20 protein-coding genes, 1 pseudogene and 1 riboswitch are annotated in these 22,923 nt (G+C 58.5%); of the genes and pseudogenes, 11 read left to right on the top strand and 10 right to left on the bottom strand.

Features of this window, described 5'->3' with window-relative positions:
• Positions 1-49: 49 nt before the first annotated feature.
• From DTF_RS0105125 to DTF_RS0105115, 3 genes are all read right to left on the bottom strand, one after another.
• A complete protein-coding gene (locus DTF_RS0105125) occupies positions 50-499 on the bottom strand; it encodes a hypothetical protein (RefSeq protein WP_027714449.1) in 450 nt (149 codons plus the stop codon).
• A 229-nt stretch (positions 500-728) separates the two neighbouring features.
• On the bottom strand, positions 729-1,619 hold the full coding sequence (locus tag DTF_RS0105120; protein WP_027714448.1) for a phosphoribosylaminoimidazolesuccinocarboxamide synthase: 891 nt from the start codon (positions 1,617-1,619) through the stop codon (positions 729-731).
• A 3-nt stretch (positions 1,620-1,622) separates the two neighbouring features.
• Complete coding sequence (locus DTF_RS0105115) at positions 1,623-3,563, bottom strand: SurA N-terminal domain-containing protein (RefSeq protein ID WP_027714447.1); 1,941 nt, start codon at positions 3,561-3,563, stop codon at positions 1,623-1,625.
• A 193-nt stretch (positions 3,564-3,756) separates the two neighbouring features.
• Between DTF_RS0105115 and DTF_RS0105110 the strand changes: the two genes are divergently transcribed.
• From DTF_RS0105110 to ligD, 8 genes are all read left to right on the top strand, one after another.
• Positions 3,757-4,806, top strand: coding sequence for a rod shape-determining protein (locus DTF_RS0105110; protein WP_027714446.1), 1,050 nt, complete (start codon positions 3,757-3,759; stop codon positions 4,804-4,806).
• A gap of 96 nt (positions 4,807-4,902) precedes the next feature.
• Positions 4,903-5,721, top strand: a complete 819-nt coding sequence (gene mreC / locus DTF_RS0105105) for a rod shape-determining protein MreC (protein WP_027714445.1) — start codon at positions 4,903-4,905, stop codon at positions 5,719-5,721.
• Positions 5,718-6,254 (top strand): rod shape-determining protein MreD, encoded by a 537-nt coding sequence (gene mreD, locus DTF_RS25205; protein WP_051360923.1) that lies wholly within the window; start codon positions 5,718-5,720, stop codon positions 6,252-6,254. The genes mreC and mreD overlap by 4 nt, the downstream gene beginning before the upstream one ends.
• Positions 6,244-8,112, top strand: coding sequence for a penicillin-binding protein 2 (gene mrdA, locus DTF_RS21995; RefSeq protein WP_051360921.1), 1,869 nt, complete (start codon positions 6,244-6,246; stop codon positions 8,110-8,112). The genes mreD and mrdA overlap by 11 nt, the downstream gene beginning before the upstream one ends.
• 6 nt (positions 8,113-8,118) lie before the next feature.
• Positions 8,119-9,213: a rod shape-determining protein RodA gene (gene rodA / locus DTF_RS0105090; protein ID WP_027714444.1), complete on the top strand. Its 1,095-nt coding sequence runs from the start codon at positions 8,119-8,121 to the stop codon at positions 9,211-9,213.
• Between the two features lie 203 nt (positions 9,214-9,416).
• The gene (amrS, locus tag DTF_RS0105085; RefSeq protein WP_027714443.1) at positions 9,417-10,430 is read left to right on the top strand and encodes an AmmeMemoRadiSam system radical SAM enzyme; all 1,014 of its coding nucleotides are present in this window, start codon (positions 9,417-9,419) and stop codon (positions 10,428-10,430) included.
• 113 nt (positions 10,431-10,543) lie between these two features.
• Entirely contained in the window at positions 10,544-11,461 is a 918-nt protein-coding gene (locus tag DTF_RS0105080; RefSeq protein WP_027714442.1) for a Ku protein, read from the top strand.
• A 43-nt stretch (positions 11,462-11,504) separates the two neighbouring features.
• Entirely contained in the window at positions 11,505-14,129 is a 2,625-nt protein-coding gene (ligD, locus tag DTF_RS0105075; RefSeq protein WP_027714441.1) for a DNA ligase D, read from the top strand.
• A gap of 115 nt (positions 14,130-14,244) precedes the next feature.
• Here the strand turns inward: ligD and DTF_RS0105070 are convergent, their stop codons facing one another.
• Both DTF_RS0105070 and DTF_RS27735 read right to left on the bottom strand, forming a co-directional pair.
• On the bottom strand, positions 14,245-14,505 hold the full coding sequence (locus DTF_RS0105070; RefSeq protein ID WP_027714440.1) for a Rho termination factor N-terminal domain-containing protein: 261 nt from the start codon (positions 14,503-14,505) through the stop codon (positions 14,245-14,247).
• A 16-nt stretch (positions 14,506-14,521) separates the two neighbouring features.
• A pseudogene (locus tag DTF_RS27735) lies at positions 14,522-14,605 on the bottom strand (NAD(P)-dependent oxidoreductase); the annotation flags it as partial.
• A 233-nt stretch (positions 14,606-14,838) separates the two neighbouring features.
• On the opposite strand from DTF_RS27735, the gene DTF_RS0105060 reads away from it, so the two are divergent.
• On the top strand, positions 14,839-15,075 hold the full coding sequence (locus DTF_RS0105060; RefSeq protein WP_027714439.1) for a hypothetical protein: 237 nt from the start codon (positions 14,839-14,841) through the stop codon (positions 15,073-15,075).
• A 191-nt stretch (positions 15,076-15,266) separates the two neighbouring features.
• Positions 15,267-16,520 (top strand): App1 family protein, encoded by a 1,254-nt coding sequence (locus DTF_RS0105055; RefSeq protein ID WP_027714438.1) that lies wholly within the window; start codon positions 15,267-15,269, stop codon positions 16,518-16,520.
• A gap of 82 nt (positions 16,521-16,602) precedes the next feature.
• On the opposite strand, the gene DTF_RS25200 is transcribed toward DTF_RS0105055, so the two are convergent.
• Together DTF_RS25200 and DTF_RS0105045 are read right to left on the bottom strand one after the other, a co-directional pair.
• Positions 16,603-17,040: a DUF2383 domain-containing protein gene (locus tag DTF_RS25200; protein WP_051360914.1), complete on the bottom strand. Its 438-nt coding sequence runs from the start codon at positions 17,038-17,040 to the stop codon at positions 16,603-16,605.
• Positions 17,027-17,941: a lipid kinase gene (locus DTF_RS0105045; RefSeq protein ID WP_027714437.1), complete on the bottom strand. Its 915-nt coding sequence runs from the start codon at positions 17,939-17,941 to the stop codon at positions 17,027-17,029. The genes DTF_RS25200 and DTF_RS0105045 overlap by 14 nt, the downstream gene beginning before the upstream one ends.
• Positions 17,942-18,181: 240 nt before the next feature.
• A riboswitch (cyclic di-GMP riboswitch) is annotated at positions 18,182-18,269 on the top strand.
• 72 nt (positions 18,270-18,341) lie between these two features.
• Here DTF_RS0105045 and DTF_RS0105040 point away from each other — a divergent pair.
• A complete protein-coding gene (locus tag DTF_RS0105040) occupies positions 18,342-19,244 on the top strand; it encodes a hypothetical protein (protein ID WP_027714436.1) in 903 nt (300 codons plus the stop codon).
• A gap of 113 nt (positions 19,245-19,357) precedes the next feature.
• On the opposite strand, the gene DTF_RS0105035 is transcribed toward DTF_RS0105040, so the two are convergent.
• The 3 genes from DTF_RS0105035 to DTF_RS0105025 form a co-directional block, all read right to left on the bottom strand.
• Positions 19,358-19,927 carry a PRC-barrel domain-containing protein gene (locus DTF_RS0105035; protein ID WP_027714435.1) on the bottom strand — a complete coding sequence of 190 codons (570 nt, stop codon included), beginning with the start codon at positions 19,925-19,927 and terminating at the stop codon, positions 19,358-19,360.
• A gap of 296 nt (positions 19,928-20,223) precedes the next feature.
• Complete coding sequence (locus DTF_RS0105030) at positions 20,224-20,856, bottom strand: peptidoglycan-binding protein (RefSeq protein ID WP_162148593.1); 633 nt, start codon at positions 20,854-20,856, stop codon at positions 20,224-20,226.
• 48 nt (positions 20,857-20,904) lie between these two features.
• Positions 20,905-22,878 carry a monovalent cation:proton antiporter family protein gene (locus DTF_RS0105025; protein WP_027714433.1) on the bottom strand — a complete coding sequence of 658 codons (1,974 nt, stop codon included), beginning with the start codon at positions 22,876-22,878 and terminating at the stop codon, positions 20,905-20,907.
• Positions 22,879-22,923: the final 45 nt, after the last annotated feature.

Here is a 22,923-nt window from a genome sequence, read left to right as displayed (position 1 = left end):
GCTATTCGATTGTCAGAGAACTTTTGTCCACGATGTCGTGGCACATTTTTTAGTCCACGATGTTATGGCACTTAACACCTACCTTGAACGGGCCGACTTCTCCAGTGGTCGGGGTGGCAGTAAACTTTCCAGAATCGGAAGGGACGCCTGGGTCAGCGCAAAGGGGAGCACTCCAGCAAACCTCCATGCGGATGACCGGTCGTTTTGCCGTGTGAGCCAGGATGAGATGTTCCGATCCTGCAACACTGCCCTCCCTCCATCTCGGAAGCTCAGGCCCGATGTGAAACCTGGCCCGACAATGACCCGTTTGGGGGGTGTTGTTCTGTATGGCCACAATGGCGGTTCGGCCTGTCTGATGCTTCGAAACCTCGAGGTCGAGATCGCTGAGGGTCGTTTTCAGATCGATGAGAAAACTCTCCGAGCCGAAGCCTGATGAACTTGCATAGGCTCCACTTAGGCTTGACAGGCTGACAAGTGCAAGCATGATCAATGTTTTCATCGATTTATCCTTTCCCTGCATCGTACCCATAGTATAGCGCCAGGTGGATTTCGGCAGAGTGCCTTGCTGGCTCCCCCCCGGGAGATCTTCGTGCGAAAGGGGAGGGCAAATTAGACTGTCATAAGGGGGGTGACTGAGCCGTCGGCGGAAAAGACGGCGAGGGGATGTAAACGAAAAAGGCCGGAGAGACGAACTCTCCGGCCTTTTTAATGATGTCATCTTTCAAGCCTTACAGCGTGAGCCCCGTCAACCGGGTCATCGCCTCGACATATTTCTCCGAGGTCTTGCGCACGATCTCCTCCGGAAGCGGAGGGGCGGGAGCCTTCTTCCCCCAGTCCAGGGTCTCGAGGTAGTCGCGCAGGAACTGCTTGTCGAAGCTGGGCTGCGGTCCGCCGGGGCGGTATTGGTCCTTGGGCCAGAAGCGCGAGGAGTCCGGGGTGAGGGCCTCGTCGATCCAGATCAGCTTGTCCTCGTACATCCCGAACTCGAACTTGGTGTCGGCGATGATAATTCCCTTGGCGTCGGCAATGCCGCGAGCCTTCTTGTAGATGTCCACGGTCGCCCGCCGCGCTTCCTCCGCCAAGGCCTCGCCGCAGAGTTCCACGGCCTGGGCAAAGGTGATGTTCTCGTCGTGTTCGCCGAGTTCAGCCTTGGTGGAAGGAGTGAAGATCGGCTCCGGCAGTTGCTGGCTTTCGACAAGTCCGGACGGCAGGTCGATTCCGCAGATGCTGCCTTTCTGGCGGTATTCTTTCCATCCCGAGCCGGAGACGTAGCCGCGGACGATGCATTCGACGGGCAGCGGAGCGGCCTTTTTTACCAGCATGCTGCGCCCTTCGAGGTGGTCCCGGTATTTGAGCGCCGCCTGCGGAAAGTCATTCACCTCGGTGGCGACGATATGGTTCGGAATGATGTCCGTCATCTGCTCGAACCAGTATTTCGAGATCTGAGTAAGGACAAAGCCCTTGTGCGGAATGCCTTCGTTCATGACGACGTCGAAGGCGGAAATGCGGTCGGAAGTGACGATCAGCAGATGCTCGCCGAGGTCGTAGATGTCGCGCACCTTGCCTCGGTTTACCAGTTGAAGGTCTGGAAAATCGGTCTCTTTTACGATCATGGACATCGCTTATTCTCTTTCGAAAGAGGTCTGCAGGTTGGGAGCGATGACGATCTTGGACGCTTCCCTGAGTTCCTGAAGTTTACTGTTGAGCGCTTCTTCCTGTTTGCGGGAGAGAAGGGTTCCCTTGATCTCCTCCCGTTTGGTCTGGTCGAGGACGTTCATGTCGGCGGGCTGGACTTCTTTGAGCCTGGCCACCACGAATTTACCGTCCACGGTGAAAACCTCGTCCGCCACGGGTTCTTCTTGGGTGAGGGTGAATGCGGCGGATGCAAGGTCCTCGGCACTGCCGAGGCGCGGCACGAAGGCTCCGTAAGAGCGGGTGAAGAAGTCGGTTTCCTCGGCCTTGACGCCGAATTTGCCGGCCAGCGCCTTCAGTGTTTTGCCTTCTTTGAGTCCGGCCAGGATTTCCTCGGCGGCCTGTCCGGCCAGTTCCTTGCTCTTCTCGCTGCGGAAGGCCTGCTCGACCCGGGAGCGCACCTCGTCGAGTTCAGGGAGGCGGCTCTCCCGTCGTTCCTTCACCTTGAAGAGGAAGATCCCCTGCGGAAGATTGACCGGTTGGTGCAGCTCGCCCTCCTTCAGGTTGAAGACGACGGAGGATATTTCCTCGGCATTGTCGATGCCGTCAATGGGCTCTCCGCGGCTGAAAGAACCGGTTTCCTTAATCCCAAGATTGTTGGCGGCGGCGGCCGATTCGAGATCGCCGGTCCTGCGATTGATGTTATAGGCATCCATCGCCTTCTCGAAAGCCAGCTGGCGGGCTTTTTCCTCTCTGAGACTTTCCTTGACCTTATCCAGGACGTCGGCAAGAGGTTTGACCCCCGCTTCGATATACTCCTCGGCTTTTATGATGTGGTAGCCGAAAGGGGTTTCGACGATTTCGCTGATCTCCCCGGGGTTCAATGCAAAGGCCGCCTTTTCGAATGGAGCGACCATGGCGCCCCGGCTAAAGTAACCGAGATCTCCTCCCTGGGAGGCGCTGCCGGCATCGTCGGAATGGGTACGGGCCAGTTTGTCGAAATCCTTGCCGGCGCGTGCGTCCTTGAGGATTTTCTCCGCCAGTTCCCTCTTTTTTGCCCGGACGGCTTCGTCGGCATTCTCATCGACGCGAAGGAGAATGTGAGAGGCCTTCACCTGCTCTTCGATTTCGAACTGATCCAGGTGCCGCCGGTAGTACTTATTCAATTCCTCCTCATCGAAGGTGACCTGATCCGCATAGCGGTCCGGTTCGAACTGCAGGTAGCGCAGGGCGACGGATTCCGGGATGCGGAATTCCTCGCGGTGATCGGCAAAATAGTTCTGCAGCTCTTCTTCGGACACCTTGACGCGGCTTTCGAAAAGGGCCGGGGGCAGTTTGACAAAGGAGAGATTCACCTTTTCATTCTGGTTGCGGTACTCCTGCTCGATATCTTCGTCGGTGACCGCGATGCCGCTCTGAAGATTTTCCCCCATCTTTTCAATCAGAAGCTGACGCTGCTGCATCGCCTCGAAATCCTCGGGGGTGAGGCGCTGGTAACTCAGAACCTGCAGGTAGCGGTCCTTGCTGAAAACGCCATTTTCCTGAAATGCGGGAATCTGCGCGATCGAATCGACCAGCTCTTTTTTGGATATTTCGAGACCCTCGTCGCCGGCTTCCTGCAGGAGCAAGGTTTCGTCAATGAGGGAATCGAGAGCCTGCTGCCTCAGCCGCAGCTGCTTTTCCATGGCCGGCGTGAACTGGTCGCGGTAAATATTCTGGTAAAGACGATAAAGATTGCTGTATGCTCTCTGGTAGTCCTCGAAGCTTATCCTGGTCTCGTTGACCGTGACCGCCACCGAGACGCCCTGGCCCCCTTGGTCGCTTCCCTTGCCCCAGACCAGAAAGATCGTTCCGACGAAAGCGGCGATGATCGTCCAGAACACGACCTTGACAATGACTGATTTCTTTTTTTTCCGGATCAGATCCAGCATCTATGAGCACTCCTTTTTTCGGCTTATGCGCCATTTTGCAACAGGGAGGCATGTTAGACAATCAGGGGCTCAATTGCAATAACTTTTTCCCTTTTACACCTTGAAAATAAGCGGCGTTTTTGTTAGTGTGAACGGCATCTTAGGGGGGAAGAAAACATCCTCTTGCGACCGTCCGAAAGGAGATAATCGAAACATGTTCAACCTCTTCAACGCGATCTGGGGGGTGTTTTCCAACGATCTTGCCATCGATCTCGGGACTGCCAACACCCTGGTTTATCTTAAGGGCAAGGGAGTCGTCGTCAGTGAACCCTCGGTGGTGGCCGTGCAGAAGGACTCCATGGGCCAGAGGAAGGTTCTGGCCGTGGGAATGGAGGCCAAGAAGATGCTCGGCCGCACTCCGGGAAGCATCGTCGCCATTCGTCCCATGAAGGACGGCGTCATCGCCGACTTCGATATCACCGAGGAAATGCTTCGCTATTTCATCCAGAAGGTCCATAACCGCAAGACACTGGTGCGCCCCCGGATCGTTATCTGCGTTCCGTCGGGGATCACCCAGGTGGAGAAGAGGGCGGTCAAGGAATCGGCGGAATCGGCCGGTGCCCGTGAAGTCTATCTGATCGAGGAGCCGATGGCCGCAGCGATCGGAGCCGGACTTCCCATCACCGAGGCGTCGGGAAACATGATTGTCGATATCGGCGGAGGTACCACGGAGGTGGCCGTCATCTCGCTGGCCGGGATCGTTTACGCCAAAAGCGTCCGTGTCGGCGGCGACAAGCTGGATGAGGCTCTCGTCCAGTACATGAAACGCAAGTACAATCTCCTCATCGGGGAGCGGACCGCGGAGCAGATCAAGATAGAGATCGGCAGCGCCTACCCCGACGCCGATGAGGAAGTGCGAAAGATGGAAGTCAAGGGGCGGGATCTGGTCAGCGGCATCCCCAAGACGCTGGAGATCAATTCCATTGAAATCCAGGAAGCACTCGGCGAGACGGTCAATGCCATCGTCGAGGCGGTGCGCATCGCCCTGGAGCGGACTCCCCCCGAACTGGCCGCGGATATTGTGGACAAGGGAATCGTGCTTGCCGGAGGCGGAGCCCTCCTGCGCAATCTGGATGCCCTGCTGCGGGATCAAACCGGATTGCCGGTGGTCATCGCCGAAGACCCCCTGTCCTGTGTGGTCCTCGGTTCCGGCAAGGTGCTGGATGAGCTCGATCTGCTCAAACGGGTGACCGTCACCTCCTGAGAGCCGGGCGTCTGCGGAGCTGGATTATAGCCGCGGCGCCACGCGGTCAGGGAGGGCCCTCTAGCGGCCCTCCTTTTTCTTGTTGAGAATGATTGCATGCTGGAGTTGTTCAGAAAATACCGCACACCTCTGGGAGCGGGCTTCCTTGTTCTGACGGCATTGCTGATTTATTCCGCCAATCTGCGGCAGCGGGGGAGGACCACCCTTTTCGAAAAAACGGTTCTGCAGATCACCTCTCCTTTATTCAAGGGAGTGGATGCGGTTTCGGAATCTCTGGTCGGAGGGTGGAACCGGTATCTATGGCTTATGGATACGGAACAGGAGAATGTCCGCCTGCAGTCGGAGAATCGTCGGCTTGCGGCCGAACTCAACAATGTCGAGGAAATTCGCCTGGCCAACGAACGCCTGCGCCGTCTCCTCGAGTTCAGGGACTCGGTCGATCTCCCGGCCCTTCCGGCCCAGGTGATCGCCGTAGACGCTTCGAGCTGGTTCAGGACGGTCGTCATCGATAAAGGGAACACGGACGGAGTCCGGGAAGGAATGCCGGTGGTGGCGGCCGAAGGTGTCGTCGGAAGGATCATCCGCAGCGCGCCCCGCGAATCACGGGTTCTGTTGCTCACCGATGCTTCTTCCGCCGTCGCTTCGTTGGTTCAGCGCAATCGGACCCGCGGCGTGGTGCGCGGACAGGGAGACATTCTGACTCTCGACTTCGCCTTGCGGCAGAAGGACATCGAAGTCGGCGACCGGATCGTCACTTCGGGAACCGGTGGGGTCTTCCCCAAGGGCCTGGTGATCGGGGAGGTGACCCGCGCGGCCCGCGAACAGTACGGCCTGTTTCAGACGGTGACGGTCGCCCCCGTCGTCGATTTCGCCCGACTCGAAGAGGTTCTGGTTCTGCTGAAGGAGAATCCATGACCCGGGTTTTTGCCTATTTCCTCGCAGGTCTCGGTTTCCTCCTCCTCCAGTCCGCTCTGCTTCCCCGGATTCTCCCCTTTGAAACCAAACCGGATCTACTCCTGATCCTCATCGTCTACCTGGGTCTGCACGAGAGATATCTTCAGGGTGCCGGACTCAGCTATCTCCTCGGCTGTTTTTTCGACGTCTTCGCCGGCAGCTCTCCGGGGCTCTATGGAACGGCCTTTCTGGTCACCTTTCTGGCGGTGCGGGGCGTCGCCAGCCAGCTCAACACCGAGAGTTCCGTGCTGCTGCTGTTCATGGTTTTCTGCGGTACCCTCTTTCACGGGGGGATACTGATCTTCCCCCTCGGTTTTTTCGCCGATGCCGGACCCCTCTGGTCGATCATTCTCGGCCACCTGCTTTCACAGGTTCTGCTTAACCTGACGACGGCCTATCTCCTGATCATGGGTATCACCCGGCTGCAAAAACGTTTTTTCCCGCGCACCCGGATCCCGGGACTGCAGCGTCTGGACAGTCGCTATGAGTATTGACTCGGAATGGGCGATTCCCGGCCTCAAAAACCGCTTTCTGCTGATTTCCCTGGCTGCTGTCGCTATCTTTCTCCTCCTTCTGTGCCGGCTCTGGTATCTGCAGATCATCAATACCGAGCGTTATTCCGAACTATCGGAAAAGAACCGCATACGCTATCTTCCCATTTCCGCCGCGCGCGGACCGATCTTCGACCGTGACGGAAAGCTGCTGGTGGACACCCGCCCTTCCTTCGACGTTGCGATCATGCGCCAGGATATGGATGATAAGGATCTGCTGCTGGAGCGCCTGGCGTATTATCTCGATGCGGATACGGAAACGCTGGGCAGGAACTGGAAATCCGGCGTCGGGTTTCCGGCCTACAGGCCAGTGCCGCTGGCGGAAGATGTGGGACGGGACGCCATGGAGCGCATTCAGGAGAATTCTGTCGATCTCCCCGGAGTCCTTACCGAGGTCCGCTCCATCAGGGCTTATCCTTATGCGGATTTCGCTGCCCACATTTTCGGCTATCTGGGGGAAATCACCGAACGGGAGCTGCAGACTCGGGGAGGGGAGGGATACCGGGGGGGGGATTTCGTCGGCAAGAGCGGAGTGGAAAACCTTCTGGAACCCTACCTGCGCGGCAGCGAAGGGCAGCGCCGCCTGGAGGTGGATGTCAAGGGCAAGGAACTGAGACAGCTCATCGTTCGCGAACCGATGCCGGGAAACCGGGTGTATCTGAGTCTGAGACACGACCTGCAGCTGGCCGCCGAGACGGCGTTCGGCGACCAGGCCGGAAGCGCCGTCGTTCTGGATGTGCGTACCGGCGAGATCCTCGCTCTGGTGAGCCGTCCGGCCTTCAACCCTGAGCTGTTCGCTCGCGGCATCACCGGGCCTGAATGGATCGCACTGCTGCAGGATCCCCGTCACCCGTTGCAGGACAAGGCGATCAAAGGACAATACCCGCCCGGATCGACCTTCAAGATCGTTACCGCGCTGGCGGCGCTCGAAGCCGGCGTCGTGACTCCGTCGACCAGCTATGACTGCGAAGGAAGCATGACCCTTGGAGACAGCAAATTCCGCTGTTGGAAGAAAAGGGGGCATGGCCGGACGGACCTGGAGAAAGCCCTTCGGGAGAGCTGCGACGTCTGGTTTTACAAGGCCGGCCTTGAGACGGGAATAGATCGCCTCTCCGAAATGGCCTTTGCCCTGGGGCTTGGCGCACGCACGGGTTTTCCCCTGGACGGGGAAAAGGACGGGCTCATCCCTACCAAACAATGGAAAAGAAAGCGCTTCCGCGCTCCCTGGTATAACGGAGAGACGGTCATCGCGGCCATCGGCCAGGGTTACGTCCTGACCACCCCGCTCCAACTGGCGGTGATGACGGCGGCGGTCGCCAACGGCGGCACGGTCCTGCAGCCGACCCTGATTAAAAGGGTCGAAGATTGGCAGGGGAAGGAGCTGCTTCCCTCGGAGCGGATGATATCCAATACGGTCCAACTGCGGCCTGGAAACCTGGCGGCTGTGCGCCGGGGGCTGGAGGCCGTTGTGAATGCGCCGCACGGCACCGGGTGGGCTTCCCGGCTGGACGGCGTCAAGGTGGCCGGAAAGACCGGTACGGCCCAGGTGGTGCGTCTCAAGAGCGATGAGGAGAAGGAGAAGGAGAAGGATGAAAAAGAGGAGCCTTATCGTTTTCGCGACCACGCCCTCTTCGTCGCATATGCTCCGGCTGCGGCTCCCGAAATCGCCGTGTCGGTAGTGGTGGAGCACGGGGAGCACGGCGGCAGTGCCGCGGCTCCCATCGCACGGAACATTCTCGAGACCTATTTCGGTCTCGGAACTCAAACCCCGGTCGGAGAACCGGGCGATGCCGGAGATTGAAAAGCCATGTTTGACCGGCGACTTCTGACCCATTTCGACTGGGTGCTGCTGCTGATGATCGGTCTGATCGCCTGCGTCGGCATCCTCAATCTTTACAGCGCCACCGCCTCATGGTCCGCGGCGACCCCCGTTTATCTGAAGCAGATCTCCTGGCTGGGGATCGGCCTGCTGATCGCTTTCGCAATCTGCATATTCGATTACCGCCATCTGGAGTACCTCGGATTCCTGTTTTACGGGATCAACATCCTGCTGCTCCTCTTCGTTCTTTTCTTCGGCAAGACGAGCATGGGCGCCACTCGCTGGATCGACCTGGGGTTTTTCCAATTGCAGCCCAGCGAGATCATGAAAATCGTGATCATCATCACCCTGGCCCGCTATTTCGGCGATAGGGGGAATCTCCGGGGGCATACGTTTTCTGAGCTGCTGCCTCCTTTTCTGCTTCTCGGATTTCCCGCCCTGCTGATCATGAAGCAGCCCGACCTCGGCACCGCCATGCTGGTCCTCTTCATCGGCGGCACCATGGCCCTGTTCGCCGGCATCCGCAGGGGCACGCTGGCGGTCCTCTCGGTGCTTGGAACAGCCGCCGCCGTCGGCGGCTGGTTTCTGCTTCACGACTATCAGAAAGAGCGCATCCGCACCTTTCTCAATCCCGAAAGAGATCCCCTCGGCTCCGGCTATCACATCATCCAGTCGAAGATCGCCGTCGGCAGCGGCGGCTTTTTCGGCAAGGGATTCATGGAGGGGACCCAGTCCCAGCTTTCCTTTCTTCCCGAGCGGCACACGGACTTCGCCTTCTCCGTGTTTGCCGAGGAATGGGGGTTTGCCGGGTGCCTGGTCCTGCTCCTGCTCTACCTTCTGGTGATTCTCTGGGGGATCTACATCGCCCGCCGCTCCAGTGACCGCTTCGGGATGTATCTGGCCCTCGGCGTGGTGGCCATGCTCTTCTGGCATATGGTGGTCAACCTCGGGATGGTGATCGGCCTTCTGCCGGTGGTTGGAGTGCCTCTGCCCCTATTCTCCTACGGAGGAACGAGCATGATCACCACCATGATCGGCGTGGGGCTGCTGCTCAATATCAGCATGCGGCGGTTCATGTTCTAGTCAGCGGCTGATGAAAAACGCCCATCTGCGGCGTTGCCCTCATCCTTCGTCAACGACGTACCTTACGGTACGCCTTATTCCTCAGGATATCGGGCGCCTTGCATCTGGGCATTTTTGATCAGCCTCCCTTCCCCCCCCCGTCCCCCGTCCCCCGCTCCTTCTGATATACTTCCTCCTAACGGAAAGGAGGAGCCATGGAGAAGCTGCATGAGGCCCGTTTCTGGGACAAAGCCGCCGAAGGGAAAGTCAAATGTTCCCTGTGCCGGTTCCGCTGTCTCATCGCCGAAGGTCAACGAGGGGTCTGCGGGGTGCGGGAGAACCGGGAGGGAGTCCTCTATACCCTGGTTTACGGCAGGAGCATCGCGGAGAACGTCGATCCCATTGAAAAGAAACCCCTCTTTCACTATCATCCCGGCTCCAAAAGCTTCTCCATCGCCACCGTGGGGTGCAATTTCCGCTGTCTCCATTGCCAGAACGCCGACATCTCCCAGTGGCCGCACACCGGACGCCCCATAGCCGGCCACGATCTGCCGCCTGCGGAGATCGTCCGCCGGGCCAAGGCGGCAGGGTGCCGCAGCATCGCCTACACCTACACCGAGCCGACCATCTTCCTCGAATACGCCTATGATACCGCGGCCCTCGCCTCCAGGGAGGGGATCGGCAACGTCTTTGTCACCAACGGCTACATCACTCCCGAGGCGCTGGAAGCTGTCGCCCCCTTCCTCGATGCGGCGAATGTCGACCTCAAGGGGTTCTCGGAGAAGTTCTATCGGGAGGTCGCCGGCGCCACCCTTCAGGGGGTGCTCGACTCCCTGAAGGAGTACCGGCGGCTGGGGATCTGGATCGAGGTCACCACCCTGATCATTCCCGGCCACAACGACGGCGAGGCCGATCTCAAGGGGATCGCCCGTTTCATCGCCGACGAGCTGGGCGCCCACGTCCCCTGGCACGTCACCGCCTTCTATCCCACCTATAAGATGATAGCCAGTCCCCCCACGCCGGCCGCCACCCTGCGCAAAGCCAGGCAAATAGGCATCGATGCGGGCCTTCGATATGTCTACGAGGGAAACATCCCCGGGGAGGGAGGGGAGAACACCTTCTGTCCCGCCTGTGGGAAGGTGGTCATCGAGCGTTGCGGATTCCGCCTCGGGCAGGTCCGTACCGAGGGTGGGAAATGCGGTTTTTGCGGAGAAAAGATCGAAGGAATAGGGCTTTAGAGCACTGTGTCCAAGGTTGACAGAAGGCGCTACGGATATAAAGTAGGATTCAAGGAGGCTATGGTTGACAAAGACGCCGACTGGATTCAAGCCTTCGGAGCAGGAGGTTCGCAATGCCCCGTCCCATCTGGAAAGGAAGCATCTCCTTCGGTCTGGTCAATATTCCGATCACCCTCTTCCCGGCTGAAAGTCAGTCCGATCTGCATTTTCAGATGATCGACAGCCGCAATCACGCCCGGGTGAGGTACAAGCGGGTCAACGAGGTCACCGAGGAGGAGGTGCCGTGGAACGAGATCGTCAAGGGATACGAATTCGAGGATGGAAATTATATCCTGCTGAGTGACGAGGATTTCAAACAGGCCGATCGCGAAGCCACCAAAACCATCGAAATCGAGGATTTTGTCGACCTCCGGGCGATCGATTACGCCTATTTCGACAAACCCTATTACCTCGTCCCGGGCAAGGGAGGTGAAAAGGGATACGTCCTTCTGCGCGAGGCGCTGCGCCGCAAGGGGAAGGTCGGCATCGCCCGGGTGGTCATCCGGACGAAAGAATACCTGGCCGCTCTGATTCCCGAAGGGGATGCCCTGGTCCTCGATCTGCTTCGTTATCATCAGCAGCTGCGGGATCTCGGCGAATATGCGATCCCCCACGGCGATCTCGAAGAGTTCAAGGTGACCCGCAAGGAACTCGACCTGGCTGAAACCCTGGTCGAATCCATGGCGGCCGAATGGGAGCCGGAGAAGTATCACGATGAATACCACGACGCCCTGATGGCCTGGATCGAGAAGAAGGCCCGGGAAGGGAAGACCGAGGCTCTGCCCGAAGAAAAGGCTGAAGCCGAGGCCGAAGGCGGAAAAGTCATCGATATGATGGCCCTGCTGAAGAAAAGCCTTGAAGGGAAGGGGGAGGGGGGCCGGAAAAGGAAAGCCGAAGAGAAGGGGGAAGCCCCCAAAAGAAAAGGATCCGGAAAACCGGCTGGTACCTCACGGAAGGAGAGCGAGAAGAAACGGAAGACCGGAGAAAAATGACTCTAAATAGATGAATGAAGCCGTTAATTCTGATTGGCCTCCCATGACGGACAGGCAATCCACGGAACTCGATACCTACCAGCGTAAACGCGATTTTTCCCGGACTGCAGAGCCGGAGGGAAAGCTCGCGGAAAGCCCTTCCGGGCGTCTTTATCTTATTCAGAAGCACGCTGCCAGACGCCTCCACTACGATCTGCGCCTGGAACTCGGAGGGGTGCTCAAGAGTTGGGCGCTCCCCAAGGGGCCGAGCCTCGATCCGGAGGAAAAGCGGCTCGCCGTCCAGGTGGAGGACCATCCGGTGGAGTACGGCTCCTTCGAAGGGATCATCCCCGCCGGGGAGTACGGCGGCGGGACCGTCATGCTCTGGGACCAGGGGGAGTGGGAATCGATCGGCGACCCCGAAGCGGGGCTTCGCAAGGGGCACCTGTCCTTCCGGCTGCACGGAAAGAGACTTCAGGGGAGCTGGACCCTGGCGCGTCTGGGGGGGAAAGCCGACCCGGAGGAGAAGAACTGGCTGTTGATCAAAAAGCGCGACGAGATGGCGCGTGTCGAAGGCGAATACTCCGCTACCCGTGAAGAGCTGACCAGCATCGCCAGCGGCCGGAGCATGGAGGGGATCGCCGGGGCGGCGGACAGCGTCTGGAAAGAGGGGAGAGCCGTATCCGGAGAGGATGATAAATCCCGGCCTGAAGTCGCCCCCGCGGTGATTTCGATCGAGCCCGCCGGTCTGCCCGGGGTCAGAAAGGCCCCCATGCCGAAGAAGGTCAAGCCGCAGCTCGCCATTGCGGTTCAGGAAGCTCCCCCGGGGGAGCAATGGCTGCATGAGATCAAATACGACGGTTACCGCCTTCTTTGCTTTATCGACCGGGGCAATGTTCGACTCCTAACCCGTCGGGGGCAGGACTGGACGGAGAAATTCAGCAAAGCGGCGTCCGCAGCGGCCTCTCTTCCGCTCACGCAGGCGATCCTGGACGGCGAGATGGTGGTCCTGGATGAGAAAGGCATTTCCGATTTCCAGGCTCTGCAGAATTTCCTGCGCAACCGGCAGAAAGGGGAGCTCACCTATTTCCTGTTCGATATCCTCCACTACGAGGGATACGATCTCACCCGGGTGCCCCTTGCCGAGCGCAAGGAGCTGCTGCGTCGGCTTCTTCCTCCCCCGGAGAAGGGGGGCACTCTCCGCTATAGCGATCATTTTACCGGAAGGGGGGAGCAGGTCTTTCAGCATGCCTGTCGTTTCGCCCTGGAGGGGATCATCTCCAAGCGGGCGCAGAGCACCTACCTCCAGAAACGCTCCAGCCAATGGCGCAAAGTCAAATGTCTGAACCGCCAGGAGTTCGTCATCGGCGGCTTTTCCGATCCCGGCGGCGGACGCAGCGGATTGGGCGCTCTGCTCCTGGGATATTACGAGACGCCTCGGAAGCTGGTCTTTTCCGGCAAGGTCGGCACCGGTTTCAGCGAGGAGGTGCTGAGGGAGCTGCGCCGGCGGCTGGAGCCTCTCGAAAGGGCGTCGCCCCCCTTCGTCAATCCCCCCGCGGGCGCCGAAGCGCGCGGAGTCCACTGGGTGCGCCCCGAGCTGGTGGCGGAGGTCGAATTCACCTCCTGGACCCAGGACGGGCGGCTGCGCCATCCCTCCTATAAAGGGCTCAGAGAGGATAAGGCGGCGACGGAGATCCGGCTTGAGGAGGCGGTCGAAGATCCGGACAGGTTGTCTGCCCCGGCTGAAAATGAACCCGCGAGCACCGGAACTTCGAAACGTGCCCCCCGGCAAGCGGTCCCGATGGTTGCCGGGGTGCGGCTGAGTAATCCGGAGCGCATTCTATACCCCGACCAGGGGGTGACCAAGAGGGCGCTGGCCGAATTCTACGAGCGGATCGCAAATTTCGTCGTGCCGCATCTTGCCGGCCGTCCCCTTTCCCTGTTTCGTTGCCCCCAGGGCCGGCACAAGGAGTGCTTCTTCCAGAAGCATTTCGCCGATGGCAGCCCCGAACACACCCGCATCGTCCCCATCCGGGAAAAGCAAGAGGAGCGTGATTACCTCGTCGTGGACGATCTGGCGGGGGTGATCTCCCTGGTGCAGCTCGGGGTGCTGGAATTTCATCCATGGGCCAGCCGGGAGGACCGCCTGGAGCAGCCGGACCGCATGGTCTTCGACCTCGATCCCGATCCGGGTATTTCCTGGGAAAAGGTTATCGAGGGTGCGTTTGCAGTGCGCGACCTTCTAGGGGAATTGGGGCTGCGAAGTTTTCTCAAGACCACTGGCGGCAAGGGGCTTCACGTGGTGGTTCCTCTCCTGCGCCGCTCTTCATGGGAGGAGGTGAAGGCCTTCTCCCGGGCGGTGGCGGAACGTCTCATCGAGGAATCACCGCGGAAGTATGTGGCCACCATGAGCAAAAGCAAGCGACAGGGGAGGATCTTCATCGACCACTTCCGCAACAGCCGTGGGGCTACCGCCGTGGCGGCCTACTCGACGCGGGCCCGGTCCGGTGCGACGGTATCGACACCCCTGCGGTGGGAGGAACTTATCCCGGCGATCCGCCCTGACCATTACACGATCGAAAACCTGCCGCGGCGTCTGGCACGGATCGGAGCCGATCCCTGGGAAGGATTCTTCGAAGTGCGTCAGTCACTGACGAAAGGGATGAAAAATACATTGAACCTCGAGTAATTCCGGTCTGAGCAGTCCTCCCCGCCGTGCAGATGTTTCGGCCCATTCACATTCGCTTCTCTCAGGCTCACGGCCCGAAACCTCTGCACAGCGGAGGCAGGCTCAAAGGGAACCTTCAGTGATGTCTCAGGGCATCGATCAGCTCGCTCTTATCCATTTTCGAGCGTCCCTCGATGCCGACCTCTCTGGCTTTCTCATACAGGTCATCCTTGTTCCATTCCTCATATTTCGGGGACTTGCCACCTCTCTTGCCGGCCTCCTTGCGAGGCGTATTGGCGATGCGGGCGGCTTTTTCCTTGCTCATCCCCTTCTCGCGCAGTTTTTCGTACCGCTCGTCATCCTTGATGGTCGGTCCGTGATCCTTACCCTTGGGCATGTCTGACTCCTCTCTTTCAGGTGGATATGAAATCGCCTCCGTTCGGGTGCAGGACCTGCCCGGTCATGTAGGAGGCGTCTTCGGAGGTGAGAAAGACGTAAAAACTGTCCAGGTGTGCCTCCGGATCGTCTACTACCCTGCATATCAGCAAGAAGGGCGATGTCAAATCAGCGAAGCCGTCGAAGCGACCGTGGGATCCGTGAACCCCTTGCCGAAAAAATCAGTGGTGATATCGTGTTAAAAGTAATGGCTGTTTTGGTCCGCCAAGTTTCATCCGGAACCACCTCATGAAGAAAGGGCGTTTTCAGGTCAAACAAGCCGAGGAGAAAGATCATGCCCGAACTGCTCTATCGATGTCCGGTCACCGGACAGGAACTTTCACTGGGGATTTCCGTTGATGCCGATACCTTCGAAAAGGCCGAATTCGATTACCGCACCATCGTGTGCTCAAAATGCGGACAGCAGCACGAGTGGACCAAGGAAGACGTATACCTCCAGGTGCCGCCGGAAGTGGATCGCAGGACCCGGGAGAAAAAACAGGGACCGGACGAGAGGTTTTCCGGACGCTAGTGTCCCGTTTGGTTAGTCCATTCAGATAATTCTGAGGCATTTTGGTTGCAGGCAAGGCGCGTCGCCGCAGGCCTAGCCTGAGCTAAGCCGAGGAGACGCAACGCAGCAAGCGGCCAAAGGGACCAGAATTTAATGGACGGTATTAACCAATCGGGACACTAGCACGTCAATCACGGCAATGAGTAAGATCAATGGTCATCCTTGATGCGATCAGAAGAATCCGTAAAGGACTCCGACGAGCCCTGAAGGTGCTTGCCCGCCCGGTAAGGCATGCTCGCGGCCGAGGGGGACTTGTCATTCAGGCGTACAGGGGATACGGCTCCCATGCAGGTGTTTTCCTCATGGGACGGGTGTTCAGGGGGCAGGGTTCCGGTTCCGGGGGATTTGAGGAAAATGTAGGTCGCGATATCCTCGATATCGGCCGGAGACTTGTGCGGCGTGGATGCGCCAACGCCGTTCTGGCGGCCCGATTCTGCGGGGCCGAGAAAAAGGTGGTCACCGACCGGGACGGCTACTTCCGTGTCCTTCTTAAGCCGGTTCAGCCGCCGCCGGCGGACCGGTACTGGCACTGCATGGAATTGGAGTTGATTTCTCCCGCAGGATCCAATGTTCGAGCCGAGGCCGACCTGTTCATTCCGAGGGATGAATCTCGTTTTGTGGTCATCAGCGACATCGATGACACGGTGATATTCACAGGCGTCGCCAACAAGATTATGATGCTCTGGCGTCTGTTCACCCAGGGGCCTCGGAGCAGAATCGCCTTTCCCGGAGTCGCCGCCTTCTACAGGGCTCTTCATGGCGGAGCCGGCGGGGATGAGATGAACCCGCTGCTCTATGTTTCACGCGGTCCCTGGAGCCTCTACGAGGTCCTGGACGAGTTTTTCAACATCCATGGCATTCCCGTCGGACCCATCCTCTTCCTGCGAAAATGGAACCTTTCCCTGCGCCATCCCCTTCCCCGGGGCGCGCGAGGGCATAAGCTCGCACTGATACGGGAAATGCTTTCTATTTACAATAATCTGCCCTTTGTTCTTATCGGCGACAGCGGCCAACACGATCCGGAAATCTACAGCCGGGTGGTCCGGGAAAATCCGGGAAGGATCCTGGCCGTCTATATCCGCAACATCGAAGCCAACCCGATGCGTCGCCGGGCCATAGGAGTTCTGGCGGAGGATGTCGCCGCAGCTGGCAGCATTCTCCTGCTGGCTGCCGACAGCTTCGCCATGGCAAAGCATGCCGCCGATAAGGGTTTCATCTCGCCGAGAGCCCTTTCCGGAGTCCTGGCCGAGCGCATGAGGGAGGGCGAACCGGAGCTCCGGGCGACCAGGTCGATCTGGCGGCCCACTCCCGCGGCGGCCCATGAAGCCGTGGAACAAGGGAGCCTGGCGGAGAAACTCGAAGGCAACAACGCGGACCGGCAGAAGGACATCTCCCCTCAGGTCTGATCCCCTCCAGAGTCCACCCCATGTCACTCTTCTCCCAAACCTGGACAGAAAACTCCTTCGGGCGAAGGTATGCCAGAGCGGTTCAGGATTGCAGGTAGTCTTCCAGCCGTTGGAGCATCTTTCCGCAGTCCTCGCCGATATCGGCCAGAAGGGAGCGGATATCGTCCGAAAGGTCTTTCTTTCGCGCCTGATGGACAGCGTCGATGATGCGGGTTTCGATTTCGCTGCAGCTCTCCGCCACGACCCGGTCCCGGTCTTCGGCGAGAGCGGCTTTCACCCGCGTCGCCAGCCGGCTGAAGGCTTCCCGGTCGGGATCGGGCGCAGACGGCAGATTGCCCATGCGGCGAACTGTCTCCTCGAGACGTGAGACATGCCGGCGATGGGCGTTTCCGAAATCCTTGATCAGGTCGCAGAGCGTCGGTTCCTGAGGCATCTCGGCCAGCTTCTCAAATTGATCGACGGCGTATTTGCTTGCCTCGGTTACATCGTCAAGAGCGAGTTCCTGGTCAGTTCGCAGCATCTTTTCTCTCCTGGTCTTTCGATTCGGCCGGAACGAAGACGCTCAGGGCATTCTGCCTGATCGTAAAGCGTGCCGGCGTCTTGGTTCTCTCTTCCCCATCGGCGACCACCTTGAGAGGTTTGACCGTGCGCACGCTTATAGTGCGTCCGCGTCGGAATCTCACCTTCGTTTTTTCCCCGTAATTGCCTGTGAACAGCGCCGGGAAAAGTGCCGCCAGGCGAAAAACACTCTGCGGGTCGAGACTGAATAGATGGAGCACCTGATCGTCCATTTGAGCCTCCGAAGCGATGGTCATTCCGCCTCCGTAGCTGCGACCGTTTCCCACGGCCACTTCGATTGAACGAAAATGTTCGCGGTGGCCGTCGCAATTCAGTTCGACCCCGAAAGGGCGAGCGGACCGCCAGGCCTCCAGCAAGGTGCGCAGATAGCTGAGCTTTCCCCACTGCCGTTTCTTGTCCGCCGAAAGGCGCCGGGTGACCAGGGTCCCCAGCCCGATGTGCGCGACATTGAAAAACCATACGTCATCGTTCACGCAGCCCAGATCAATGCGGCGGGTATGCCCTTCGGCAATGATTCCTGCCGCTGAAACGAGGTCGAGGGGGATCCCTAGCGTGCGGGCAAGATCATTGGCCGTTCCCATGGGCAGAATGCCCAGCGGTTTCCCGCACTTCAATAGCGCCGCCGCTGCTCTGTTGAACGTTCCGTCGCCTCCTCCGAGCACCACCCCGTCGACCTCGCCGGCGAATCTTTCGATCAATTCTGTGATTTGCCGGGGATCATCGATGAATTCCCGATGAACGACGAAACCGCGACCGCGCATAAACTCAACGGCTTTGCTGAGGTCTGAATCCCCCGCCTTTGCCCCGGGGTTGGCGATCAGGAGGATATCTTTTCCGTTCATGATTTTCGGATCGGCTCCACACGCAAGAAACGGCTGCGGCAGTTTCCGGATCTGTCCTATTTTACCTCCTCCCGGAATAAAAGTCTTATTCCGGATCGGCAGTCAGTGTTTCGTGAAAGAGCCTACATTAATTCTAAGGTGCTGAAAAATAGAGAAAAATAACTTTGGTAGGCATTGACTCGGAAAGGAGTTTTATGGCACATTGTCTAAGACGTTCACGGGATAAAACCCCTGAGCAAAATCTGAAAAAGGCAAATCCATCGAAAGGTGGAGGCGCAAAATCACCGGTCTAAAGGGTTGACACCCCCATGACAGCGGGATTGCCAGAGATGATCTGCAATATCTCCAAAAGAATCTGCAGCTCTCTATGGCCGAACCCTAACCTGAGAGAGTTGCAGATATGACAATTTCCCTCAAAAAATCTCCGATTTTTCCTTTCATCCTGATTCTCCTTGCCACGATTGCAGGGGGCGGAACCTCCCTCGCGGCCTCATCGTCGCTGGACGCCCGGCAAGAGTTGACAGATGCCGGTCTTCCCAGCGAATTCGGGGAGGTCATCTATCAGAAGAATCCTGAGCGCCCCATTCAGGTTTATATCATCGGCAACAGCCATCGCAGTTCCTCCACCGGAAACAACGGCGTCAATACCGTCCCATCCCAGGTACAGACCTACCGGATTGGGGAATGGCTCATCCGGCAGCATCATGTCGAACTCCTTCTTCCAGAGGGCTTCTTCGGCCGGAAGGGCAGAGCGGGAATCCTCGATGCGGCAGTCCGACTCGACGGCCCGGCGCTGGAAGAAACCCTGGCCGACACGTCGACCTTCGTAAACGCCGACCTGCTTCTGCACAGGAATTACGGCGTCGGTCTGCAACAGGTCGAAGACAGAGAGATGTATCGGAATGTCAGGGAATACCTTCATACCGGTTTGCAGAACGGCGGCGACCTGCTCGAATCTTTTGGTCTGGAACTCGAATACCTGCAGGAGCGCCGCTCCGCTGCCATTCTGCAGAGCATCCCTGCCGCTATCGACAGCGAGTACCGTCAGGGAAACATTGCGCAACCCCGGGCGATTCTGACCATCGGCATGGCCCACCTGGATGAGATTATCAAGTTTCTCGAACTGGGGAAAATAGAGATTCCCGCCCCGCCAATCGGCGCAAGCGGCTTCGAGGCTTATAGCGAAGCATTGGAGTTGCTGGCGAAAGGGGTCGGAGTGACGGTGATTGTTCCCCGGGCCATTCTCGATGATCGGGAGATGATGCATATGGCTAAGCTTGAGTCGGATCTGAGGGCCCGCTGAGGCGACCGGAATCCGAGTAGCGAGTAAAATAATGGCCGGGCTGATGACAGCCCGGCCATTGTTCGTTCAGTCAAGTTGCGGGGCGGAGCGCGGATGTTTTCCTGCTTGAGGGTTCACTTCGGCAACTGTTGCCGTTCCTGTCGCGGAATTTCCTGCTGCTGAAGCTCTTGCTGCGGCTGAAGGGACGGATCGGGATGTACTTCTTCCATTCCTCCTTCCTCCCAGTAGGGGGCCACACCATAGAACTGGTGAATTTCCTGGCCTTCCTGTCGTGTCAGGGCCTGTTGGATATCCCCCTCCGGAGCGGACATGAGTTGCGCCTTATCCACCGTCAGGGTCAGTGCGTTCTGCTCCATTGACGGCTGCAGAGCTTTCCAGGGAACGATGTACTTCTGGGTCTCCGCCAGTTCCCCGGAACCGATCACCACATACCCGATCCGACCCTCATTCAGGTCGACGATGACGTCCTGAACCTGCCCCAGGTTTTCACCCTGGAGGCTCTGGACCTGGAAATTGCTGAGCTGATCCATGGGAGCCAGGTCCGACTGCTGAGAGACTTGTGACTGCTGCATTCCGGTGGTTGCTCCCATTCCCTCTTCCTTCTCGTGGGACATCCCGAATACAGCTCCGGAGGCTAGAAGGGTCATGGCAACGACCATGCTTATCAGTGCTGATCTTTTCATGTGTCGAGCTCCTTTCAGAAAGCGACCGCCCCGCGGCTTCCCAATGCCATGCTTGTTCTCGGTTCGCTTTGGCATCACTTTAGCCGTGCCCGAAGAGATGTCAATAGAGCGAGAGAAAAATACGCAGGTCCTAAGTTATTGAAATAGAAATAAAAATTTTGAGTCACTAGAAAATTGCATGATTGCGGGGTCTTCGAGTAAAGGCGATCTGCACGGGTTGACGTCGGGCGGCGGGCACAAAAAAGCCAGGACATTTTCGTCCTGGCAAAATTTAAGGGTGGTCCTGCTGTTACGGGTTATTTGTTTTCCATGGTTCCGGAACCCGGCTGACGCTCTTGTTGAAATGGTTCCTCCTGCTGTTGCTCCAGTTGGCGCTGCTGTTGCATCTGTTCCTCTGAACGTTGCTGCTCTTTCTCTTCGCCGAATTCCGGCGAAACTCCGAAGAATTCCTCCTGCTCGATGTCAAGAGCCTCGAGGGTTTCCTGGTCGGGTTGACCGGAGGCGGCCAGACCTTCTTCTCTCTGGAATTCCTGGAGGGCGCTTCGGGTCTTGGGACCAATGATGCCATCCACCGGTCCAGCACTGAAGCCTTCCTCGTTCAGCTTCTTCTGCAGTTCCTGAACCTGTTTCTTATCAATTTGCTGGCCCGCCATCCGCTGCTGCTGCTGCTGCCCTTCCTGCGCGCCGTACTGCTGCTGCTTATGCTCTTTTTCCATCTGTGAACCGCTGCCATATTGGGCCTCGCCGGCCCCCAGCACCAGACCCGCGGTAAAGAGCCCCCCGATAAAGGTCATGGCTGTTGTCAGAAGGATATATCTCATTAGTTTTGCTCCTTTCTTAAGGAATATTTGACCACCCGACACCCCCGAAGGGGCGAAATGTTTTTCATCGCTCGTCCTTACTTTTAACACCGGGAATGGGTTTGTCAAATAGGCCTAAATGGCTGAAAAATAAAGAAATTGATTTCGGATGTGATTTCAGGTCATTTCTCCGTGCAGAAGGTTTCGAGCCCTCCGGATCTCCTCGGCGTTGCCGAGCAGCATCAGGGTGTCCCCCCGCTCCAGGCAGAGATCGGGTGGTACGTTATAGAGAGTCCGCTCGCTGCGGATCACTCCCATGACCATGGCTCCGGTTCTGCTGCGGAAGGCCAGTTCGGCAAGGCTTCGTCCCAGGCAGGGAGAGTTGTCGGGCACGGCCTGGAATTCGATGTGCCCTCCCTCCAGGACAGAGAGCGGTCGAGCTTCATCTTCACCGAGCCCATCCGGACGAAGCCGGCTGTAATGTTCGCGACGCAATTGCGCCAGGTGCAGCATGATTTTCCCCTCGGCGATTCCGAAACGCTGCAGCAGGTAGGCCGAGAGTTGCAGGCTTGATTCGAGTTCATCCGGTATGATTTCATCCGCGCCCAGTTCCCGCAAGTAGTCCATTTCAGCGATATAACGAGTGCGGGCCAGAATGTAGAGGTCCGGGTTGAGTTCCCGGCCGATGCGGATAGCCCGGGTCAATGCGGCGGGATCGTTGATGGCCAGAACCATTGCCCGGGCCTTTTTGATTCCGAGTTCCTCCAGCACCGCAGCCGCTGTGGCATCGCCGTAGACGATAAATTCACCCGCCTTGCGCCCGGTCTGCACCGAATCGCTGTTGAGCTCGATAAACAGATAGGGGATCTGCATTTCTCGCAGAACCCTTCCGACATTGCGCCCCGAAAGTCCGTAGCCGGCAATGATCACGTGGCCTTCGAGGTTCGCCGTGCGCTCCTTCGTCTCTGCTTCCAGATCCGTAGTTCGGCGGCCAAGGAAGCCGGCAATGCCGGCGGCCAGCGCAGGAGCCCGCGGCATCAGCAAAGGAGTGGCGACCATCGAAAGGGCGATCACGGAGAGGGCCAGCTGATAGGGCGCCGTAGCGATCAGTCCCAGCCCAAGTGCCTGTTTGAGGAGAACGAAAGAGAATTCCCCGACTTGAAAAAGGATCAGACCGGCCAGAAGGGCGATTCGCAGAGGATTGCCGGCAAGCAGGGCGGCGGCCGTGCCGGCTCCGACCTTCAGCAGAGAAAGAAGGAGAAAGAATCCAAGGACCAGGTGCCAGTTCTGGGCCAGGATGCGGACATCGACCAGCATCCCCATGGAGACGAAGAAGAGTGCCAGGAAGGTGTCGCGAAAGGGGAGGATGTCGGCAAGGGCCTGGTGGGAATAGTCCGACTCGGCGAGAAACAGCCCGGCAAGAAAGGCCCCCAGTGCCAGGGAAAGACCGGCATGGGAGGTGATCCAGGCCGTCCCGAGGACGAGAGCCAGAAGGGTGAGACGAAAGAGCTCGGGAGATCGGACCCGCAGAACACCCCGCAACAGAGGCTCCAGAAGGAAGCGTGCGAACAGTGACAATCCAGCCATGAGTCCAGCCGCCTGAAAAATGGCCAGCCAGGAAAAGCCGTCCGCATGACCGCCCAGAAGTGGGAGGAACACCAGGAAAAAGACGACGCAAAGATCCTGAAACAGGAGGATGGCCAGGGACAATTTCCCCTGTGCCGTGTCCATTTCTCCCCGCTCAAGAAGCAGTTTGAGGACGATGGCTGTGGACGAGAGGGCCAGGGCCATGGCAAGCGCACTGGCGGCGCTGTTCGACATCCCCATCAGCCGGGAGAAGCCATAGACCAGCAGTGCGCTCACCGCTACTTGAGTCGTGCCGCCGATGAGCATCGGCCGCTTTAATTTGAGAATGCGTGAAAAGGGGAATTCGAGGCCGATGGTAAAGAGAAGGAGGATGACGCCGATCTCGGCCATGGCCTCGACTTGGTGGATCCCCTGGACGAGATGCAGGCCGTAGGGGCCGACCAGCATTCCGGTGGCCAGATAGCCGATGATCGGCGACTGTCGCAGACGGCTGAACAGCCAGGCATTGGCCAGAGCCATGATGAGGAGCAGCAGGAGGTCCTGGAGAAAGGCGAACTCGGGCATAAGATTCCAATGGCTGAAGGGATGAGAACCGGTTAAGGCAAAGGG

The sequence above is a fragment of the Desulfuromonas sp. TF genome, assembly GCF_000472285.1.
In the GTDB taxonomy this organism is placed as follows: domain Bacteria; phylum Desulfobacterota; class Desulfuromonadia; order Desulfuromonadales; family ATBO01; genus ATBO01.
Note: the sequence above shows the minus strand (reverse complement) of the source record. Positions and strands in the feature narration are given on the sequence as shown.

Bases quoted from the DNA above. Each gene is read 5' to 3' on its own strand.
- DTF_RS0105120 (WP_027714448.1), bottom strand. From the start codon at position 1,619: ATGTCCATGATCGTAAAAGAGACCGATTTTCCAGACCTTCAACTGGTA.
- DTF_RS0105115 (WP_027714447.1), bottom strand. From the start codon at position 3,563: ATGCTGGATCTGATCCGGAAAAAAAAGAAATCAGTCATTGTCAAGGTC.
- DTF_RS0105025 (WP_027714433.1), bottom strand. From the start codon at position 22,878: ATGCCCGAGTTCGCCTTTCTCCAGGACCTCCTGCTGCTCCTCATCATG.
- ligD (WP_027714441.1), top strand. From the start codon at position 11,505: ATGACGGACAGGCAATCCACGGAACTCGATACCTACCAGCGTAAACGC.
- DTF_RS0105110 (WP_027714446.1), top strand. From the start codon at position 3,757: ATGTTCAACCTCTTCAACGCGATCTGGGGGGTGTTTTCCAACGATCTT.
- DTF_RS0105060 (WP_027714439.1), top strand. From the start codon at position 14,839: ATGCCCGAACTGCTCTATCGATGTCCGGTCACCGGACAGGAACTTTCA.
- DTF_RS0105055 (WP_027714438.1), top strand. From the start codon at position 15,267: ATGGTCATCCTTGATGCGATCAGAAGAATCCGTAAAGGACTCCGACGA.
- DTF_RS25200 (WP_051360914.1), bottom strand. From the start codon at position 17,040: ATGCTGCGAACTGACCAGGAACTCGCTCTTGACGATGTAACCGAGGCA.
- mrdA (WP_051360921.1), top strand. From the start codon at position 6,244: ATGAGTATTGACTCGGAATGGGCGATTCCCGGCCTCAAAAACCGCTTT.
- DTF_RS0105035 (WP_027714435.1), bottom strand. From the start codon at position 19,927: ATGAAAAGATCAGCACTGATAAGCATGGTCGTTGCCATGACCCTTCTA.
- mreC (WP_027714445.1), top strand. From the start codon at position 4,903: ATGCTGGAGTTGTTCAGAAAATACCGCACACCTCTGGGAGCGGGCTTC.
- DTF_RS0105040 (WP_027714436.1), top strand. From the start codon at position 18,342: ATGACAATTTCCCTCAAAAAATCTCCGATTTTTCCTTTCATCCTGATT.
- mreD (WP_051360923.1), top strand. From the start codon at position 5,718: ATGACCCGGGTTTTTGCCTATTTCCTCGCAGGTCTCGGTTTCCTCCTC.
- rodA (WP_027714444.1), top strand. From the start codon at position 8,119: ATGTTTGACCGGCGACTTCTGACCCATTTCGACTGGGTGCTGCTGCTG.
- DTF_RS0105080 (WP_027714442.1), top strand. From the start codon at position 10,544: ATGCCCCGTCCCATCTGGAAAGGAAGCATCTCCTTCGGTCTGGTCAAT.
- DTF_RS0105125 (WP_027714449.1), bottom strand. From the start codon at position 499: ATGAAAACATTGATCATGCTTGCACTTGTCAGCCTGTCAAGCCTAAGT.
- DTF_RS0105070 (WP_027714440.1), bottom strand. From the start codon at position 14,505: ATGCCCAAGGGTAAGGATCACGGACCGACCATCAAGGATGACGAGCGG.
- DTF_RS0105045 (WP_027714437.1), bottom strand. From the start codon at position 17,941: ATGAACGGAAAAGATATCCTCCTGATCGCCAACCCCGGGGCAAAGGCG.